The 16,086-nt window shown below is 67.0% G+C and carries 16 protein-coding genes; 12 read left to right on the forward strand and 4 right to left on the reverse strand.

Going from position 1 to position 16,086, the window contains the following annotated elements:
* Positions 1–282: 282 nt before the first annotated feature.
* Positions 283–672: a RidA family protein gene (locus AC1D0O_RS20285; protein WP_074579553.1), complete on the reverse strand. Its 390-nt coding sequence runs from the start codon at positions 670–672 to the stop codon at positions 283–285.
* 147 nt (positions 673–819) lie between these two features.
* Between AC1D0O_RS20285 and AC1D0O_RS20290 the strand changes: the two genes are divergently transcribed.
* From AC1D0O_RS20290 to AC1D0O_RS20325, 8 genes are all read left to right on the forward strand, one after another.
* Positions 820–2,376 (forward strand): ABC transporter substrate-binding protein, encoded by a 1,557-nt coding sequence (locus AC1D0O_RS20290; RefSeq protein WP_477655292.1) that lies wholly within the window; start codon positions 820–822, stop codon positions 2,374–2,376.
* Between the two features lie 186 nt (positions 2,377–2,562).
* On the forward strand, positions 2,563–3,504 hold the full coding sequence (locus AC1D0O_RS20295) for an ABC transporter permease (protein ID WP_477655293.1): 942 nt from the start codon (positions 2,563–2,565) through the stop codon (positions 3,502–3,504).
* Position 3,505: 1 nt separating this feature from the next.
* The gene (locus tag AC1D0O_RS20300; protein WP_477655294.1) at positions 3,506–4,345 is read left to right on the forward strand and encodes an ABC transporter permease; all 840 of its coding nucleotides are present in this window, start codon (positions 3,506–3,508) and stop codon (positions 4,343–4,345) included.
* A gap of 23 nt (positions 4,346–4,368) precedes the next feature.
* Positions 4,369–5,433, forward strand: a complete 1,065-nt coding sequence (locus AC1D0O_RS20305; RefSeq protein WP_477655295.1) for an ABC transporter ATP-binding protein — start codon at positions 4,369–4,371, stop codon at positions 5,431–5,433.
* Positions 5,430–6,422: an ABC transporter ATP-binding protein gene (locus AC1D0O_RS20310; RefSeq protein WP_477655296.1), complete on the forward strand. Its 993-nt coding sequence runs from the start codon at positions 5,430–5,432 to the stop codon at positions 6,420–6,422. The genes AC1D0O_RS20305 and AC1D0O_RS20310 overlap by 4 nt, the downstream gene beginning before the upstream one ends.
* Before the next feature lie 17 nt (positions 6,423–6,439).
* A complete protein-coding gene (locus AC1D0O_RS20315; RefSeq protein WP_477655297.1) occupies positions 6,440–7,732 on the forward strand; it encodes an alanine racemase in 1,293 nt (430 codons plus the stop codon).
* A gap of 63 nt (positions 7,733–7,795) precedes the next feature.
* Entirely contained in the window at positions 7,796–8,707 is a 912-nt protein-coding gene (locus tag AC1D0O_RS20320; protein ID WP_477655298.1) for a MurR/RpiR family transcriptional regulator, read from the forward strand.
* Positions 8,704–10,176: an N-acyl-D-amino-acid deacylase family protein gene (locus tag AC1D0O_RS20325; protein ID WP_477655299.1), complete on the forward strand. Its 1,473-nt coding sequence runs from the start codon at positions 8,704–8,706 to the stop codon at positions 10,174–10,176. Before AC1D0O_RS20320 ends, AC1D0O_RS20325 begins: the two co-directional genes overlap by 4 nt.
* Before the next feature lie 120 nt (positions 10,177–10,296).
* Here the strand turns inward: AC1D0O_RS20325 and AC1D0O_RS20330 are convergent, their stop codons facing one another.
* Positions 10,297–11,280 carry a LysR substrate-binding domain-containing protein gene (locus AC1D0O_RS20330; RefSeq protein ID WP_436156111.1) on the reverse strand — a complete coding sequence of 328 codons (984 nt, stop codon included), beginning with the start codon at positions 11,278–11,280 and terminating at the stop codon, positions 10,297–10,299.
* A 150-nt stretch (positions 11,281–11,430) separates the two neighbouring features.
* Between AC1D0O_RS20330 and AC1D0O_RS20335 the strand changes: the two genes are divergently transcribed.
* Positions 11,431–12,066 (forward strand): DUF2917 domain-containing protein, encoded by a 636-nt coding sequence (locus AC1D0O_RS20335; protein ID WP_477655300.1) that lies wholly within the window; start codon positions 11,431–11,433, stop codon positions 12,064–12,066.
* An 85-nt stretch (positions 12,067–12,151) separates the two neighbouring features.
* On the opposite strand, the gene AC1D0O_RS20340 is transcribed toward AC1D0O_RS20335, so the two are convergent.
* Positions 12,152–12,634, reverse strand: coding sequence for a TfoX/Sxy family protein (locus AC1D0O_RS20340; protein WP_477655301.1), 483 nt, complete (start codon positions 12,632–12,634; stop codon positions 12,152–12,154).
* Between the two features lie 102 nt (positions 12,635–12,736).
* On the opposite strand from AC1D0O_RS20340, the gene AC1D0O_RS20345 reads away from it, so the two are divergent.
* Complete coding sequence (locus AC1D0O_RS20345; protein ID WP_477655302.1) at positions 12,737–13,300, forward strand: gluconokinase; 564 nt, start codon at positions 12,737–12,739, stop codon at positions 13,298–13,300.
* Positions 13,301–13,321: 21 nt separating this feature from the next.
* Here AC1D0O_RS20345 and AC1D0O_RS20350 read toward each other — a convergent pair whose 3' ends face one another.
* On the reverse strand, positions 13,322–14,224 hold the full coding sequence (locus AC1D0O_RS20350) for a LysR family transcriptional regulator (RefSeq protein ID WP_477655303.1): 903 nt from the start codon (positions 14,222–14,224) through the stop codon (positions 13,322–13,324).
* 89 nt (positions 14,225–14,313) lie between these two features.
* Here AC1D0O_RS20350 and AC1D0O_RS20355 point away from each other — a divergent pair, with 89 nt between their 5' ends.
* Positions 14,314–15,687, forward strand: a complete 1,374-nt coding sequence (locus AC1D0O_RS20355) for an acyclic terpene utilization AtuA family protein (protein WP_477655304.1) — start codon at positions 14,314–14,316, stop codon at positions 15,685–15,687.
* Entirely contained in the window at positions 15,684–16,073 is a 390-nt protein-coding gene (locus tag AC1D0O_RS20360; protein WP_477655305.1) for an AtuA-related protein, read from the forward strand. The genes AC1D0O_RS20355 and AC1D0O_RS20360 overlap by 4 nt, the downstream gene beginning before the upstream one ends.
* Positions 16,074–16,086 lie beyond the last annotated feature (13 nt).

Consider the following 16,086-nt stretch of genomic DNA (forward strand, 5'->3'; position numbering starts at 1 on the left):
GTCTTCGGACTGCCCCGTCCTGGCTGGGCCGAGGAGCGCAGAGACAAGCGGATCAGGGCCGGCGTTGTCTGAGCCGAAGGCGAGTTTAGCCGGACCCCGCTTGGCTCGAGCACCGCAGGTTGCCCGAAGCGCAGCGTAGGGACCCAGACTGCGGGTCGCCTTTTCTTTGGTGACTTTCTTTTGGCGAAGCAAAAGAAAGTTACTTGCCGCCGGGCAACCCCCGGCCAACCGCCCTCAGCAAAGAGCACATCGCCGGAACAAGCCAAGAACCAAGAACTAGGCCTAACCCTTGGGCTTGTAAGCCACCACATCAATCTCCACCCGCGCATCCACCATCAGGCGCGCCTCGGTCGTGGAGCGGGCCGGTTTGCCGCCCGTGAAGTAGCTCATATAGACGCGGTTGAAGCTGCCGAAGTCGCGCGCGTCCTGCAGCCACACCGTCGTCTTGCAGACGTCGTCCAGCGTGCAGCCGGCCAGGGCCAGCGCGGCCTGGATGTTTTTCATGACCTGGCGGGTCTGCACCTCGATGCCGCCCTGCACGATTTCGCCTTTTTCATCGCCCGGCACCTGGCCTGAGACATAAACGAAGTCACCGGCGCGCACCGCGGGTGAAAACGGGCGGGGCTGGTGGTCGGAGGCCAGCGGGGGATTTCCTAAATACTCCAGAGGCATAACAAACTCCTTTCAAAGTCTCGATTGACAGTAATATTGAAAAATATTTTCAGAAATTCCCCCTTTATTCGGGTTTATCCTGAAAAATACCATTTATAGACCAATTAATCTTCGTTTGTGAAATTTAACTTCAATCAGGAGTTTTTTATGACCCGTGGAATTCGCATGCACCGCCGCACCGCCTTGTCTTCCCTGCTGGCCCTGGGCGCGGCCGGCGCCGGATTCGGCCCGGCCGCCGCGCAGGGCAGCAAGTCGGCCCTGAACCTGGCCATGGTGGCCGAGCCGCCGACGCTGGACATCCAGTCCACACCGGCCGACCTGGTCTGCATCATCATGCAGCACGTTTACGAGCCGCTGTTCACCTTCGACGCCAAGGCGGCGCTGGTGCCGATGCTGGCCGAGGCCATGCCCAAAATCTCCGCCGACGGCAAGCTCTACACCATCGCGCTGCGAAAAGGCGTCATGCTGCACAGCGGCCGCGAGCTCAACGCCGACGACGTGGTGGCCAGCCTCAAGCGCTGGATGGAAGTCTCGCCGCGCGGCAAGTCGGTGGCCGTGCAAGTGGCCGACCTGACGGCCAAGGGACCGCTCACGGTGGACATCACGCTGAAGAACGCCTACGCGCCGCTGCTCTCGCAGCTGGCCATGGCCTCCGGCATGGCGGCCATCATGGCCAAGGAATCGCTGGCCCAGCCGCTGCGCGAGTACGTGGGCACCGGGCCCTACAAGTTCAAGGAGCGCAAGCCCGACCAGTACGTGCTGCTCACCCGTTTTGACGGCTACGTTGCGCGCAAGGAAGCTGCCAGCGGCTACGGCGGCAAGCGGGTAGCCGTCGTGGAAGAGCTGCGCTTTGTGCCGGTTCCCAATGCCAACACGCGGGTGGAAGGCGCGCTGGCCGGCCAGTTTCACTACGCCGACCTGCTGCCGATCGAGGCCCTGCCGCGGCTGGAAAAAGCCGGCGGCAAGGTGGTGCCCATCATGACGCCTTCCTTCGGTTTTCCCTACCTGGTGTTCAACACCAAGGAAGGCTCGCTTGCGCACCAGCCGGTGCGCAAGGCGTTGCAGACCGCGTTGGGTGAAGGCGAGATGCTGGCGGCGGGTTTTGGCGACACGCGCTTCTTCATCGCCGAGGGCAACCATTTCCCCAAGGGCACGCCTTTCTATTCGACCGCCGGCACCGCCGCTTACAACGAGCGCGATGCGAAGAAGGCCAAGAGCCAGGCTGAACAGGCCGGTTACAAGGGCGAGCCGGTGCGCATCCTGACCAGCCGCCAGTACGACTTTCACTACAACATGGCGCTCATCATGGCCGAGCAGCTCAAGCGTGCCGGCTTCAAGGCGGAGCTGAACGTGGTGGAATGGGCGACGCTGCTGCAACGCCGCGCCGACCCCAAGCTGTGGGACATCTACATCACCCACTCCGGCCTGTTCCCCGAGCCCATGCTCTCGCCGCCGCAGCTGGGCGACGGCGCGCCGGGCTGGTGGAGTTCGCCGGCCAAGCTGGAGGCGCTGACCGCGCTGAACCAGGAACCCAACCCGGCCAAGCGCGGTGCGCTGTGGGGCAAGGTACAGCAAGTGGTCTACGACGAAGTGCCCTACATCCAGGTCGGAAAATTTGCCAGCCTGTCGGCGCGCGCACCGGCGCTGCAGGGCTATACGCCTTACACCTATCCGTTCTTCTGGAACACCAGCCTGAAGAGTTGAGTCCCCACGCTCCCCCACTGCGAGCCTGCGGCGCGCTGCCCCTTTCCTCACATATAGGGTCCGCCCGCCTGCAGCCCGGCAAAGCCGGTTCCGTGGCTTGACTGGTTTGGTTCGCTTCGGTTTTGGCCGGGTGTAGTGGTTTCGAATGGATCAAGAGATTTCACCCTTTATGGATAGAGCAGAGTCATGACACGGTATCTATTGTCCCGGCTGGGTGGCATGCTGGTGGTCATGGCCATCGTGGCGGTGCTGGTGTTCATCCTCACGCGCGCCGCCCCGGGCGACCCGATCGCGGTGCTGCTGGGCGACCAGGCCACGGCCGAGGACATCGCCCGGGTGCAGAAGGTTTACGGGCTGGACAAACCCTTGCCGGTGCAGTTCGCGCTGTGGATCCGCGAACTGGCCCACGGCAACCTGGGTGAGTCAATCTTTTTGCAGCGCCCCGTGACCCAGGCGCTCTGGGAGCGGGCCGAGCCCACCGCTTTGCTTTCGCTGATGGCGATCGCGATCGCCGCGCTGATCGGCGTGCCCTGCGGCATCGTCTCTGCGGTATTTCGTGGCAAGGCCATCGACCAGGCCTTTACCGGCTTTGCCATGCTGGGCGCCAGCATACCCAGCTTCTGGTTCGGCCTGGTGCTGATGCAGATCTTCGCGGTCTCGCTGGGCTGGTTCCCGGTATCGGGCTATGGCGAGCCGGGCGCTTCGCTGGCCGCCCGCATCCACTGCCTGGTGCTGCCCGCTGCGGTGCTGGGCGTGCTGAACTCCGCGCTCATCATCCGTTTCACGCGCGCCTCCATGCTGGACGTGCTGGGCGAGGACTACGTGCGCACCGCGCGGGCCAAAGGCTTGTCTGAAAACGTGGTGGTGCTCAAGCATGCGCTGCGCAACGCGCTGGTGCCCATCGTCACCGTCCTCGGCTTGACGGTGGCGCTGATGATAGGCGGCGCGGTGGTGACCGAGACCGTGTTCGGCTTGCCGGGCGTGGGCAACCTGGTGGTGAGCGCGGTGATACGGCGCGACTACCCGGTGATCCAGGGGGCGCTGCTGGTGGTCGCCGCAATCTATGTCGTCATCAACTTCGCCATTGACCTGCTCTACACCGTGGTCGACCCACGGGTGAAATACTGACATGCAGATGCCGCTGATTCTCCGCAAGCTGTTCCGCCGCCGCATCGTGCTGGCCGCGGCCATTATTCTGACGCTGGTTGTCCTGGTGTCGCTCTTCGCCGGCCCCCTGAGCGGCCTGGACCCAAATGAAACCGCCGTGAGCCAGCGGCTGTCCCAGCCTTCGCCCTCCCATTTGTTCGGCACCGACGAACTGGGGCGCGACCTCTTTGCCCGTATCGCCTTTGGCGGCCGCTACTCGCTGACCATCGCATTGCTGACCGCGCTGGGCTCGGTCGTGACCGGCACGCTGTTCGGCCTGGTCGCGGGGTTCTTTCGCAGGCTCGACGCGCCGGTGATGCGCGTGGTTGACGCCATGATGTCCTTTCCCGACATCCTGCTGGCGATCGCGCTGGTCGGCATCCTTGGGCCCTCGATGCTGAATGTGGTGCTGGCCCTGGTGCTGGTCTACACGCCGCGCGTGGCCCGCGTGGTGCGCGCCTCCACCCTGGTGGTGCGCGAGCTGCTGTTCGTGGAGGCCGCGCGCGCCGTCGGTGTCTCCACCGTGCGCATCCTGCTGCGCCACATCCTGCCCAACCTGATGTCGCCCATCCTGGTGCAGGCCTCCTTCATCTTTGCCTACGCCATCCTGGCCGAGGCCGCGCTGTCCTTCCTGGGCGTGGGCGTTCCACCCGAAATCCCGACCTGGGGCACCATGGTGGCCGGTAGCCAGCAGTACGCCCACCAGGCGCTGTGGATCGTGCTGTTCCCCGGGCTGGCCATCATCCTGACGGCGCTCTCGCTGCAATTGCTGGGCGATGGCATTCGCGACCTGCTGGATCCGCGCCTGAGGAAATCGATGTGAACCCGTCGATCAAAACCGACCCCATGAATTCCCCCACCCCCCTTCCAACCGGCACGCGCCTTGATGTGCGCCACCTGAGCACCTTCTTCGACACCGATGAAGGCCTGATCCGCTCGGTCGCCGACGTGAGCTTCAGCATACGCCCCGGCAAGACCACCGCGCTGGTCGGCGAGTCCGGCTCCGGCAAGTCGGTGACCAGCCTCACGCTGATGCGCCTGCTGTCGCGCACCGCCTCCACCCAGGTCAGCGGCGAAGCGATATTCACCAACCGCGCCGGCCAGGCGCTGGATTTGCTGTCCTTGCCCGAAGCCGACATGCGGCGCATACGCGGCAATGAGATCGCGATGATTTTCCAGGAACCCATGACCAGCCTGAACCCGGTCTTCACCGTGGGCGAGCAGATCGCCGAATCGGTGCGCCTGCACATGGGCCTGGACGGCAAGGCCGCACTGGCACACGCGCTGCGTATGCTGGAGCTGGTCGAGATCCCGGCCGCCGCCCAGCGCCTGCATGAATACCCGCACCAGCTTTCGGGCGGCATGCGCCAGCGCGTGATGATCGCGTTGGCCATGGCCTGCAACCCGACGCTGCTGATCGCCGACGAGCCCACCACCGCGCTCGACGTGACCATACAGGCGCAGATACTGGAGCTCATGCGCCGGCTGCAGGCCGAGACCGGCATGAGCATCCTCTTCATCACCCACAACCTCGGCGTGGTGGCGCATCATGCCGACGACGTGGCCGTGATGTACGCCGGCCGTATTGTGGAAGCCGCACCGGTGCGCGAACTGTTTGCGCAGCCGCGCCACCCTTACACACAAGGCCTGCTGGCCTGCCTGCCCGCGCAACAGCGCAAGCGCGAACTCGCCACTGGCCAGACCGGCGCCAAGCGCCGCCTTTACGCGATTCGCGGCCAGGTTTCCAGCCCGCTGGCGCCGCCGCCGGGCTGCGCTTTTGAGCCGCGCTGCGACCTGGCGATCCCGGCCTGCCGCGACGCCATGCCCGCGCTGCTTGCCGCAGGCCCAAACCGCAGCGCACGCTGCATACGCGTGGAAGAAACAGCCACAGCCACGGTGGAGGCCGCATGAGCGCCCCTTTGATTGAGGTGAAAAACCTGCAGCGTTATTTCGGTGCGGCCGCCAAGCCGGTGCGCGCGGTCGACGACGTGTCCTTCAGTATCCAGCCCGGCGAAACGCTGGGCCTGGTCGGCGAATCCGGCTCGGGCAAAAGCACGATTGGCCGTACGCTGCTGCGCCTGATCGAGGCGACTTCTGGCCAGGTGCTGTACCGCGGCGAAGACCTGGGCAAGGCCTCCGGCGGCCGCATGCGCGCACTGCGCAGCAAGCTGCAGATGATTTTCCAGGACCCGTACGCAAGCCTGAACCCCAAGATGCGGGTGAAAGACATCCTGGGCGAGGCTTTGCAGGTGCACGGGCTGGCCAAGGGTAAAGAAGCACAGGCCAAACGCATTGCCGAGCTGCTCGAGCTGGTCGGCCTGCGCGCCGAGCATGCCAGCCGCTACCCGCATGAGTTCTCCGGCGGCCAGCGCCAGCGCATAGGCGTGGCGCGTGCCCTGGCGGTCGAGCCTGAGTTCATCGTGGCCGACGAGCCGCTGTCGGCGCTCGACGTGTCCATCCAGGCGCAGGTGGTCAACCTGCTGTGCGACCTGCGCGACCGGCTGTCGCTGACCATGCTGTTCATCTCGCACGACCTCGACGTGGTCGAGTACCTGTGCGACCGCGTGGTGGTGCTTTACCTGGGCCGCGTGATGGAAGTCGCGCCCACGGCCCAGCTGTTCGAACGCCCGCTGCATCCCTATACCCAGGCCCTGCTGGCCGCCTCGCCCAAGCCCGACCCCGAGCACAAAAGCGAACGCATCGCGCTCAAGGGCGACATCCCCAGCCCGGTCAACCCGCCCTCGGGCTGTGTGTTCCGCACGCGTTGCCCGCATGCGATTGAGGCTTGCGCCACCACCCGCCCCGAGCTGCGTGACATGGGCAACGGCCGCTTCAAGGCCTGCATACGCGACGACCTGGCAAACTCCGTGGCCGGGGCGCCCGCGTTGGCCGCCGCCTGACCTTCCAGAAAAATTCCATGAGCACATTGCAAGACCTCCTCGACCCGCAACTCGACCGCTCCTTCAAGGGCTTCCCCCACAACAGCGGGCCGGTGCGCCGCTCCGACATGGGCAAACAGGGCTGGAACGTGCTCAAGGGCGACCTGCCGCTGCCGCTGGCCGTCGTCAAGCAGTCGGCCATGAAACACAACCTGGGCTGGATGCAGCGTTTTGCCAAAGGCCAGGGCGTGGACATGGCGCCGCACGGCAAGACCACCATGTCGCCGCAACTGCTGAAGCGCCAGCTCGACGAAGGCGCCTGGGGCCTGACCTTCGCCACCGTCGCGCAGATGCGCGCGGGCATCACCGCGGGCGCCACGCGCCTGATCATCGCCAACCAGGTCGTGAACGCCATCGACCTGGCCGGCATCCAGGGCATGCTGCGCGAATACCCCGGCCTGCGCATCGTCTTCCTGGTGGATTCCCTCGCTCAGCTGGCGCTGATCGAAGCTTGGGCGCGCGCCAATACCGCCGCGATGGATGCACCCTTCGAGGTGCTGCTGGAAGTCGGCGTCATGGGCGCGCGCACCGGCGTGCGCAACGAGGCCGATGCCATGGCCCTGGCCGCCGCCATCCGCACCAGCCTGGCCTGCCGCCTGGTGGGCATCGAAACCTACGAAGGGCAGGGCGCCACCGGCGATTCGGCGGCGGACAAGGCCTATGCCGATGCGCTGATGCGGCGCACCTGCGACATCGCCCTGGCCTGCGACCAGCAAGGCCTGTTCGACAGCGACGAAATCCTGATGACGGCCGGCGGCTCGGCCATCTTCGACCTGGTCAGCGGCTGGCTCACGCCCAAGCTCTCGCGCCCGGTGCGCGGCCTGCTGCGTTCGGGCTGCTACATCACGCACGACCATGGCAACTACAAGCGCCTGGTCGGTTCGGTCAATGCGCGGCTGCATGACAAGGACGGCCTGAAGCCGGCGATTGAAGTCTGGGCCACGGTGCAGTCCTGCCCCGAGCCCGGCCTGGCCATCCTGGCCGTGGGACGGCGCGACCTGTCCTACGACCTGGAGATGCCGATACCGCTGTCCTCGGTCGGCGCGCCCGGCGCCGCGCCCGTGGCCGCCCCCGCGGACTGGAAGGTCACCGCCCTCAACGACCAGCACGCCTACCTGCGCGGCAGCGGCCCCGAACTGGCTGCGCTCAAGGTCGGCGACCTGGTGGCGCTGGGCATCTCCCATCCCTGCACGACCTTCGACAAATGGCGCTGGATGCCGGTTGTCGATGAGAATTACACGGTGTGCGATGCACTCGTCACCTGTTTCTAATCTGTTCGACCTCCTTGTTGTAATGGGCCGCGCACCATTGCGCGCGCCGCAACCAAAGTCCTCATGACCTCACAAGTTCTTGCCAAAATCGCCGACAACATCGCCAGCGCCCCCACGTCCAGGCGCAGCGTGCTGGAGTTGATCCTGCAGGACCCCCAGCGCGTGCTGGATGAAAGTTTTGAGCGGCTCGCGCAGCGCGCGGGCAGCTCGGTGCCCACCATCATGCGCACCTGCCGCGACCTGGGCTACCCGGGCCTGCGCGAGTTCAAGCTCGCGCTGGCGCAGGAAATGGCCGTGGGAGGCTCGCCGCTGAACCGGCGCGTGCGCATCGACGACGACACCCGCCAGATAATCACGAAGGTGACGCGCGGCGCCGCCATCGTGATCAACAGCGTTCAGGCCCAGCTCAGTGTGGAAGCCACACAGGCGGCGGCCGACGCCATCGTTGGCGGCAGCCGGGTGGACTGCTACGGCGTTGGCGTTACCTCCAACTTCATGGCCTCGGACTTGCAGGCGCGCTTGTTCCGCATGGGCCTGTCCGCCAGCAGCTACCTGGACCCGCACCTGCAACTGATCTCAGCCGCCACCATAGGCCCGCGCGGCGTGGTGATCGCCGTCACCCACGTCGGCGGCATGCCCTCCTTGCTGGAGGCGGTGGACGTGGCGCGCTCGCAGGGCGCCACCATCATCGCGCTGACGCAGCCCGGCTCCCAGCTGGCGGCGCTGGCCGACATCGTGCTGGGTGTGGAGGTCGCGCCCGACCCGGTGATGCCGGTGGGCCCGGAGGCCTACCTGGCGCACCTGACGGTGATCGAAATCCTCACCGTGCTCGTGGCGCAGCGGCTGGGCGACAAGGCGGTGGACCGGCTGGCGAACATCCAGCGTACGCTGGAGACGCGCGGTGTGGACATGCACCACCATCCCCGGCTGGACTGGGACGAAAGCGCCAAGCCAGTGATCGGAAAAACGCGATGACCCGCGCCACCCTTCTGGAAAACGGCCTGCTGGTGAACGGCACCGGCGCGCCTGCCCAAATCGGCGACCTGCTGCTGGTGGACGACCGCATTGCGGCCATCGGCCCGGGCCTTCGCCACCGCCTGCCGGACGGCCTGGCCCTCGCCGACGTCCAGGTGCACGACTGCACCGGCCTGGCCATCACGCCCGGTTTCATCGACGTGCACACGCACGATGACGCCATCGTGCTGAATGCACCCGGGATGTTCCCCAAGCTGTCGCAGGGCATCACCACGGTGGTGACCGGCAACTGCGGCCTGTCGGTCGCGCCCTTCGTCGTCGACCAGCCCCAGGGCGCCCTTACCCTGCTGGGCAATTCGTTCAAGTACCCTTCGGTGGATGCGTATGCGCAGGCGGTGGCCGAGGCGCAGCCGGCCGTCAACGTGGCGCCGCTGATCGGCCACACCACGCTGCGTTATGCCTGCGTCGGTGATCTCAGCCGGCCGGCCAGCGCCGATGAAGTCGCCGCCATGTGCGCTCTGCTGGAGGCGTGCATGGCCCAGGGCGCGATCGGCCTGTCCTCGGGCCTGTTCTATGCCGAAGCCATGCCGGCGCCGGCGGCCGAAGTGACCGCGCTGGCGCGGGTGGTGGCCCGCTACGGCGGCATCTATGCCACCCATATGCGCTCGGAGATGGCCGACATCCTGGAGGCCATGCACGAGGCCGGCGATTGCGCCTTCGAGGCCGGCGTGCCGCTGGTGATTTCGCACCACAAATGCGCCGGCCCGGCCAACTGGGGCCGCACGCGCGAGACGCTGCCGCTGATCGACAGCCTGGCGCAGCGCCAGGACATCGCGATGGACGTCTATCCCTATGTGGCCGGCTCGACCGTGCTGCGGGAAGACCTGGTGGACGGCGTGATCGACGTCCTCTTGAGCTGGTCTACTCCCCACCCCGAAATGATGGGCCGTACGCTGGCCTCGATTGCCGAGGAGTGGGGCGTTGACCAGAAGGCCGCCTGCCGCCGCCTGCAGCCGGGCGGCGCCTGTTATTTCCAGATGCACGAGGACGACGTCAAGCGCGTCATCGCGCATCCCCGGACCATGATCGGCTCCGACGGCTTGCCGCACGACCGGCATCCGCACCCGCGCCTCTGGGGCGCTTTTCCGCGCGTGCTGGCGCGCTACTGGCGCGAGCAAAACCTCTTTTCACTCGAAACCGCGATCCACAAGATGACCGGCCTGTCGGCGCGCAACTTCCGCCTGCACCATCGCGGCCAGCTGCAGCCCGGCTGGCACGCCGACGTCGTGGTGCTGGACCCGGCCCGCGTGCGCGACGTGGCGACCTACCAGGAGCCGATCGCGGTATCCGAAGGGATCGAGAAAGTGTTTGTGAACGGCGAGCTGGCCTATGTGGCCGGTGATGTCGACGCCGCGGACGCCAAGGTGCAGGCGAGGGCAGGGCGGCTGTTGAAGCGCGGCGCTGCCTAAGCCCAAACCTGCAGAGGGGCTCCCAACCCAGCAGGGGCCGCGGAACCGGCTTTGCCGGGCCGCAGGCGCAGCGGCCCCCTCGGGGGGCAGGAAGCTACACGAAGTGAGCGACCGTGGAGGCTAATCAAGACTATCCACCGTGTCTGGATCGGGCACATCCCCGATCGCCTCGCGCGTCAGCGCGGCCTGGGTTTTGAGCCAGTCGCAAAAAGCCACCACCTCGGGCCTGGCCACGTTGCGCGGGCCGACGATCAGCCAGTAGCTCATGGGCGACTCCATGCGCGTCTGCGGCAGGGGCTCGACCAGGTCGCCCGAGGCCAGGCTCTCGGCGATCAGCGGCAGCCGTGCCAGCACCACGCCCTGGCCCGTCAGCGTCGCCTGCACCATCTGGTAGGCGTAATTGAAGTACAGCCAGCGCTTGGCCTCCAGCTTGGGGCTGGCATGCTCGTCCAGCCAGCGCCGCCAGGTCAGCCATTCGAGGTGGGTCTGATGGGCGTCGCCCGCCTCGATCAGGGTGAACTGCGCCAGGTCGTCGGGTTTCTTCAGGCGCGGCCCGCTTTTGAGCAGCCAGGGGCTGATGACGGGCGTGATCTGCTCGCCGAAAAGCCGTATCGCGTTCGGCGGCATGTGGCTGGCCGGGGCGTAGCGCAGGGCCAGGTCCAGGTCCGAAATGTCCAGGTCCACCGCGACGTCCGACGCATCAATCCGGATGTCGATGTCGGGGTTGTCGCGCTGGAATCCCTCGAGCCGCGGGATCAGCCACATCGAGGCGAAGGAGGCGAAGGTGGTCAGCGACACGCTCTTGCGCCCAGCTGTCTGGCGTATCTGCCGCACCGCGTTGTCGATGCGCTCCAGCGAGGGCGTGACGGCCCGCAGCAGGATGCCGCCGGCGGTGGTCAGCTCCACGGCCCGGGTGTGGCGGTGGAAGAGGCTGACGCCCACGTCCTCCTCCAGCCCCTGGATCTGCCGGCTCACGGCCGACTGGGTGAGGGCCAGCTCTTCCGAGGCGGCGCGGAAATTGAGGTGGCGGGCCACCGCCTCGAAGGCCCGCAGCTGGCCGGCGGAAATCGGCCGGGAACGCAGGTGTGTTTGTGAATGCAGCATGACAGTTCCAGGTAATCAGGGCAATTTGAGCCTGATTGATTGATGCGATTATGGAATGAATAGCTTACCGCGATTTCATTGGACCGCGCAAGTCCGCCGCGAGATGATTCAACCCTCATCACTCACTTTGTGCCTTTTTTGGAGAACACCATGGAACACTCAGCTTCTCACGCAGGCGACCGCTTTTTGCAACAGGCTACCGATGCCACCACCGGCCAGGTTGACGGGTTGGCGGGCTTCTGGAAGCTGGGTGCGGGACGGGCCCTGACCTTGCACGCCGCCCAGGCCGGTGTGTTGCGAATTGCGCATGGCCGGGTCTGGGCCACCTTCGATTCCGCCAGCCAGGACGCCCAGGTGCGCGCCGGCGACCATTTCCTGAGCCGGGGCGAGAGCCTGACGCTCAAGGCCGGTGAGTCGCTGGTGATGGAGTCCTTTAGTTCGGGCCACGGCGCATCGGCTTATTTCAGCTGGGAGCCCGTCGTTGCGTGCGCCGCCGTCAGGCAGCCCGCTGCCGAGCCGGCCGGCTGGCGCGTTGGCGTGCTGCAGCCGCTGAGCGACCTGCGCGCCGCCTTCGGCCTGGCCACCGGCGCCCTGGGGCGCCTGGCCCGCGGCCTGGTGCTGGGTGCGGCGGCGGCGGTCGAAGCCCTGCTGACCCCTTTGGCCATGGTTTTTCTCACCGCCCGCGCCCGCCCCATGGCGGCCGGCCACGACTTTGACGCCTACAAGGACGACCAGCGCCGGCACCCGCACAACTACAACGTGCTGGCCATGTCCAACCTCGTCTAGTTCCGATTGATATTGATACCGTTCTAGTCAGTGGCTCCTTCCGCAAGGGAGCTTTGAACCCGCGGCCGCAAGGCTGCGGGTTTTTTTATGCGCGGCTTTTTTTGGCCGGTGCCGCCTTGGGTTTCGTTTTCGTTGCTGTTTTTATTTTGGCCTTGGCGGGAGCTTTTGTTTTCGGTTTCGGTTTCGGTTTCGGTTTTTTGGCCGGTTTGGCCGCGCGCGCCCTGAGTGCGCATTCCAGCGCCAGCCGCGCCCAGGGCCGCATCAAGGCTTCCGACTCCATGGCCTCTTCGGGCGCGCTGTAGTAGCCGAGGCTGTGCGCGGAGCGCACGCCATTGCGGGTCATGTCGTAAGTGAAGCGCCCGCAGCCCTGGGCCTCGAACAGGCCGCGCGTGCTGTCATCGGCTTTAAGCCACAGGATCTCGCCGCCGCCCAGGTCGGCCACCAGCGCGAAGGTCAGGCCGCCGGTGCTGATGCCGAAGCCGCCGAACATGCGTTTGGCGACGCAGGGCCCCACGCCCGACAAAAGCTCGCAGCAGTAGTTTGCAAAATCATTTTTGGGTGTGGCCATGCCGCGACGATAACAAAGCGCGGGCGGTCCTATCAAGCGCACTTTTGCGTCCGCTGTCACGCATGGGCGCGCCAAGCGGCCGTGCGCCGCGATAATTTGCGCATGACCGCCGTATCCCTGATCCGCTCCCTTCCCGCCTCCGGCACGCTTCCCGGCGCGCCGCCCGTGCGCGTGGTGGTGATGGGGGTGGCCGGTTGCGGCAAATCGGCGGTCGGGCACCTGGTGGCCGGGCAGCTGGGCTTGCCGCTGGTCGAGGGCGACGACTTCCACCCGCCCGGCAACATCCGCAAGATGCAGCAGGGAATTGCCCTTGCCGATGAAGACCGCGAGGGCTGGCTGCGGCAACTGGGCGCCGAACTGGCGCGCCACCCCGAGGGTGTGGTGCTGACCTGTTCGGCCCTCAAGGCTGGCTACCGGGACATCCTGCGCGGCGCCGCTACCGGCCTGCGTTTTGTGCACCTGGCCATCAGCCCGGCCGAGTCGCTGCGCCGCGTGGGCCAGCGGGCCGACCATTTCTACCCGCCCAGCCTGGTCGCCAGCCAGTTCGAGGCCTTGCAGGATCCCTCGGCCGAGCCCGGCGTGCTGACCCTGGCCGGCGATGCGCCGCTGGAATCGCTGGCGCAAAGCGCGGTCGACTGGCTGGCCGGCGCGCGCCGCCCGGGCTGAGCCGCCGGCCCGTCCCTTGGCTCAGGGCGTGCGGGCCTTCATGGTGTCCATCACCAGGTCGTGCAGGGCCTGCGCGGCCGCCGACAGGCTGCCCTCCTGCCGCCGCACCAGGTAAATCTTGCGCGTCAGGCCGCTCGCAGCCAGCGGCCGCGTCACCAGGGCCTTGCGCTCAAAGTGGAACAGCGTCAGCGCGGGCACCACGCTGATGCCCAGCCCGGCCTCGACCATGCCCGCGGCGGTGGCCAACTGGTCGACTTCGAGCACGGTATTGGCCTGCTGCGGGTGCAGCGCCGCCTCCAGCGCCTGCCGCACGCTGCTGTTGCGCGACATGTGGATAAAAGGGTAGGGTGCCAGCTTCTTGAGTGTGGGCGAGGCCTCGGCCGCCAGCGGGTGGTCCTTGCGGCACACCAGGTAAAAGCGGTCGGTGCAGACCAGCCGCGTGCTCAGGCCCGCGTGGCTCACGCCGGTGGAGGCCAGCGCGAAATCGGCGCGGCCGCTGCGCACCAGGTCGACACAGGCGTCCGACAGCAGGTCGCTGAGGTTGAGCTCTATGCCGGGCCGGGCCTTCCTGAATTCGGCGAACACCGCGGGCAGCCAGCCGGCCGCCAGCGAGGGCAGGGCGGCGATGTGCACGCGGCCCTTGCGGCGCTCGACATGGTCGTTCAGGTCGCTGAGGGCCGCGCCGAAATCGCCGACCAGGCGGCGCGCCGAATCCGCGAAGAGCCGGCCTTCTGCCGTCAATTCCACGCTGCGTGTGTCGCGGTCGAACAGGCGCGTGTTGAGTTCGCCCTCCAGCGTGCGGATCAGCGCGCTGAAGGCCGGCTGTGACAGGTGGCAGGTGGCCGCGGCCTGCGTGAAACTGCGCTGGTCAGCCAGGGCCAGGAAGGCGCGCAACTGCCGCAGGGAAAGGTTGGGTTGGGTCATTTATTTGTAATACAGATCAATGGATAAGAAGTTTCGATTTTACAAATAAATGCCCAGGGCCTAAATTCAGGGCTCCTCACCGCCCGTTCATGACTCCATCCTCCCCCGCTCCTCTTTTGATCGGCTGCGCCGCCGGTTTTTCCGGCGACCGCGTGGACGCCGCCGGGCCGGTGGTCGACACCCTGGTCGCGCGCGGCGGGCCGGCCTTCCTGATTTTTGAAACCCTGGCCGAACGCACGCTGGCGCTGGCGCAATTGCGGCGCCGGGCCGACCCGGATGCCGGCTTCGAGCCGCTGCTGGACGACATGCTGCGGCCGGTGCTGGCGCGCTGCCTGGCGCACAACATCCGCATCGTGAGCAACTTCGGCGCCGCCAACCCGCTGGCAGCCGCCCGCCACATCCAGGCTATGGCCGCCGGCATGGGCCTGCCGGCGCCGCGCATTGCCGTGGTGGCGGGCGACGACCTCTCGGGTGCGCAGCACGAGCCGCTGCTGCGCGCCGAGCTGGGCGCCGCGATGGACGGCATCCGCAAAGTGAGCGCCAACGCCTATATAGGTGCTGAAGCCATCGCCGCCGCGCTGGACGCCGGCGCGCAGATCGTGGTGGCCGGGCGCGTCGCCGATCCTTCGCTGACCGTTGGGCCGGCGATGTCGCATTTCGGCTGGCGCGCCGACGACTGGGACCGGCTGGCGCGCGCGACCATGGCGGGCCACCTGCTGGAGTGCGGCGCCCAGGTCTGCGGCGGCTATTTCGCCGACCCGGGCTACAAGGACGTGCCGGAGCTCCACAACGTGGGCTACCCCATCGCCGAAATCGACAGCGAGGGCCACTGCGTCATCGGCAAGGCGGCGGGCACGGGCGGCGTGGTCAGCCTGGCCGGCGTCAAGGAACAACTGCTGTACGAGGTCCACGACCCGGCCGCCTACCTGACACCCGACGTGGTGGCCGACATCAGCGCCGCGCAAGTCAGCCTCATCGGGCCCGACCGTGTGGCCCTGACCGGCGTGCGCGGCCATGCGCGGCCGGCCAGCCTCAAGGTCAATGTCTGCCATGAAGGCGGCTGGCTGGCCGAAGGTGAAATCTCTTATGCCGGGCCCCGCGCCGAGGCGCGTGCGCGCCTGGCCGCGGAGGTGCTGCGCCGGCGCCTGCCGGACCTGGCGCTGCGTGTGGACCTCATAGGCGCGCTCAGCATCATGGGTGACGATGCGGGCCGCTTGCGGGAAGAGCTTCCCGCAGGTGATGCGCGAGACGTACGCCTGCGTGTCGCCGCCACCCACGCCGACCGCGCCCAGGCCGAGCGCCTGCCGCGCGAAGTCACGGCGCTGTATTGCTGCGGCCCGGCCGGCGGCGGCGGTGTGCGAACCTCGCTGACACCGCGGCTCAATACCTTGTCCTGCCTGGTGCCGCGCGACGCCGTGCCTTTGCGCTTCGCCATGCTGGACGCCCCTCAGGAGGCCGCATGAACGAAGCCCGCATCACGGTTCCGCTGTACCGCACCGCCCACGGCCGCACCGGCGACAAAGGCAACCGCTCCAACATCAGCGTGATCGCCTGGCATCCCGACCTCTACCCCGTGCTGCTGGCGCAGCTGACCGAGGCCGTGGTGGCGCAGCGCTTTGCCCATAGACGGCCAGCGCGCGTGCAGCGTTTTGAACTGCCGGGGCTGGCGGCGCTGAATTTTGTGCTCGACGAAGTGCTCGACGGCGGCGTCAACGATGCGCTGAACCTCGACACCCACGGCAAGGCCCTGTCCTTCTGGCTGCTGGACTTGCCGATAGAGATTCCCGCCGGCCTGGCTCCCTTGCTCGCGGGCCCGGCACTGACGCATACCGACTGGTTTTTCAATTAAAAAAGGAGACAAA

The organism is Polaromonas sp. P1_F2 (genome assembly GCF_056405735.1).